A 2,586-nucleotide genomic window follows, 5' to 3' on the forward strand; every position below is an offset into this window, starting at 1 on the left:
GAGGCGGAGGGGACCACCGCCGTGCTCAGCCGGTCGCGTTCAGCAGGTCCAGCGCGCTCTGCTGCCGGGCCGCGTCGGACTGGTCGAACGGGCCGGACCAGACCAACCCGTAGTGGTCGAACCCGTTGCGATCACTGGCATACGCCGAATCCGCCTGGCGTTTCAGGTAGTTCGTGTACGGATGATCGGAAAGCGTCGCGTTCAGCGCCGCCAGATCCCGGGCGTAGACGCCCTTGAAGGTCGGGCCGTCGGCGCCGCCGCCACCGGGCTGCTCGCCCGGGTCGTGCAGAATTCCGTTGGTGTTGAGGACGGTGCTCGTCGTGGACGCGTTGGCCAGCGTGCGGGCCTGGTCGAGATAGGCAGTGTTCCCGGTCGCCCTGTACAACTCGGCCAACGCCGCCAGCGGCACGCCCTGGTTGTAGGACCAGGTCGCCTGGTTGTTGTTGGCACAGCCGGTGGTCAGGCCGTCGTTGACCAGGTTCTGGCCGTTGATCAGCCCGCTGTTGCGGAACCACGTCCACCCGGCCCTGGCTCGCTGGAGATACACCGAGTCGCCGGCGATCCGGTTGTGCAGCGCGGCATTCAGCTGGATGTAGAGCGAGTTGGGGATGGCGTTCTTGTACGTCTTCGCCGAACTCCACCACACGCCGCCGCCGCACGTGCCGTCCCAGTACGAGTAGACGTGGTCGGCGTCGAACCGGGCGGTGTTGAGATAGCGGCTGTCGCCGGTCACGTCGTAGGCGGCGACCCAGGCCAGGCCCCACCAGAGCGTGTCGTCGTTGTAGGCGTTGGTGAAGTTGCCGCCCTGGGCCGAGAGGTTCTTGTCGTACGTCCGCGCGATGGCGTAGGTGTAGCTGCCCATGCCGGCCGCCCGGATGTCACCGATGATCGCCGTCAGGGCGTTGGCCGAGTTCCACCAGCCGGTCGTGTCGAACAGGCCGGTGCCGTTGTCGTAGTCCTCCATCAACGCGGTCGCGGCGGCGGCGCGCCGGTCGTTGGCGTTCCACGTGGTGCGGCGCCAGTCGGTGCAGGTGATCGCCGTGCCGCCCGCTGCCTGGGCGCAGGCCCGGAGCAGGCCGACACCGTTGTCGTTCCAGTCGTCGACGTTGAACATGAGCGTGCGCCAGCCCGGGTAGCCGGCCGGCGTCCGGGTGTCGCCGATCTTGGAACCGGAGGCCCAGCTGCGGCCGGCGTCGAAGGACCGGTCCAGCCACAGCTCGTCGCCGGGGGAGCTGTTGGCGAGGGCGCCCCAGCCCATGTCGTCGGAGTCGTCGAGGTGCAGGGAGAGTTGGCGGCCGGCCGTCGTGGCGGTCACGGCTGTCCGGTCCTGCGCCGCCAGGGCGGGATCCCGGCCGTCGCAGTACTTGTCGCAGATGGTGACCTTGGGCGTGACGGTCGGGCCGTTGGACGCGGGCGGGGCGGCGGTGGTCGGAGCGGGGGTCGGTGGCGCACCGGTGGACGCGACGGCGCCCGGGGCGGCCAGGACGGCGGCGGACAGGGCCAGTGCGCCGAGCAGGGCACATCGAACCAACGCGACTCTGAGCATGGAACCTCCCGGTGTGCAGGGTTGCCGGTCGGAAACGTGCTGGTGAGAGCGCTCTCAACGGCGAATGTAAGGTCCGCGTGAGCTGGCGTCAATGATTCTGCTCGGATGTGTCCGGTTGTCGTCCGCTGATTCGTAATTCGGTGGCCTTCGGCGCCCGGCTTGCCGCAATCTGACCTGGTGGAGACCGATCGCCTGCTGCTGCGCCCGGCTCAACCGTCCGATGTGGACGATCTGCGGGCCTTGGACGCCGACCCCGAGGTGATGCGCTTCCTCGGCACGGACGGGGCCAGCTCGGTGGGGCTGATCGGGCGCGCGGGTTACTGGGTCGGCATCGAGAAGGCCACCGGGGACTTCGTGGGCTGGTTCGGGCTGGGGGAGGAGCTCGGCTACCGCATTCGACGGGACAAGTGGGGCCTCGGCTACGCCACCGAGGGTGCCTTTGCCGTGCTGCGCAAGGCTTTTGCCGACGGCGTCGAGCGGGTCACGGCCCAGACCATGTTCGTCAACACGGGATCGCGTCGAGTCATGGAGAAACTCGGCATGCGCCACGTGCGAACGTTCCATGCGGACTGGGATGACCCGCTGCCGGGATCCGAGCACGGCGAGGTGGAGTACGAGATCACTTCTTGGCCAGGTACGACAGGAACTGCTCCACCGCGTGCGCGGTAGCGACGGTCCGGGCGCCGGCGATGGAGTCGAAGGCGTGGTGGGCGTAGGGCAGCTCGGCGTAGCCGAAGGACGAGCCGAGCTCCCGGGCCCGGGTGGCGAACTCACGAGCCTGGTCGACCGAGACGATCTCGTCCCGATCACCGTGCACCACAAGCAGAGGCGGCGCGTCGGCGGTCAGCCGGTGGATCGGGGAGGCGTCGCGGAAGGCGGCCGAGTCGGGGTCGTCGTCGATCATCACCCGCTGGATGTGGTCGCGCAGGCCGGAGCTGCCGTCCTCGTTGAAGGCCGACAGGTCGTAGACGCCGTAGAGCAGGGCGCCGGCCTGGATCGAGGTGTCGGCGTCCTCGAAACCGGGCTGGAACGCGGGATCG

At 69.0% G+C, this 2,586-nt stretch carries 3 protein-coding genes; 1 reads left to right on the plus strand and 2 read right to left on the minus strand.

Annotated features, from left to right (window positions below; genetic code table 11):
* Nucleotides 1-25: 25 nt before the first annotated feature.
* Nucleotides 26-1,546, minus strand: coding sequence for a glycoside hydrolase family 76 protein (locus KUTG_RS43045; RefSeq protein WP_043725386.1), 1,521 nt, complete (start codon nucleotides 1,544-1,546; stop codon nucleotides 26-28).
* 177 nt (nucleotides 1,547-1,723) lie between these two features.
* On the opposite strand from KUTG_RS43045, the gene KUTG_RS43050 reads away from it, so the two are divergent.
* Entirely contained in the window at nucleotides 1,724-2,215 is a 492-nt protein-coding gene (locus KUTG_RS43050) for a GNAT family N-acetyltransferase (protein WP_232241258.1), read from the plus strand.
* Here the strand turns inward: KUTG_RS43050 and KUTG_RS62310 are convergent.
* Nucleotides 2,166-2,586 (minus strand): alpha/beta hydrolase family protein (locus KUTG_RS62310; protein WP_043732646.1); only part of this gene is annotated, 421 nt, incomplete at its 5' end. The two genes, KUTG_RS43050 and KUTG_RS62310, sit on opposite strands and share 50 nt — an antisense overlap.

Origin of the sequence: Kutzneria sp. 744, from assembly GCF_000568255.1 — a bacterium.
GTDB lineage: Bacteria > Actinomycetota > Actinomycetes > Mycobacteriales > Pseudonocardiaceae > Kutzneria.

Bases quoted from the DNA above. Each gene is read 5' to 3' on its own strand.
- KUTG_RS43045 (WP_043725386.1), bottom strand. From the start codon at position 1,546: ATGCTCAGAGTCGCGTTGGTTCGATGTGCCCTGCTCGGCGCACTGGCC.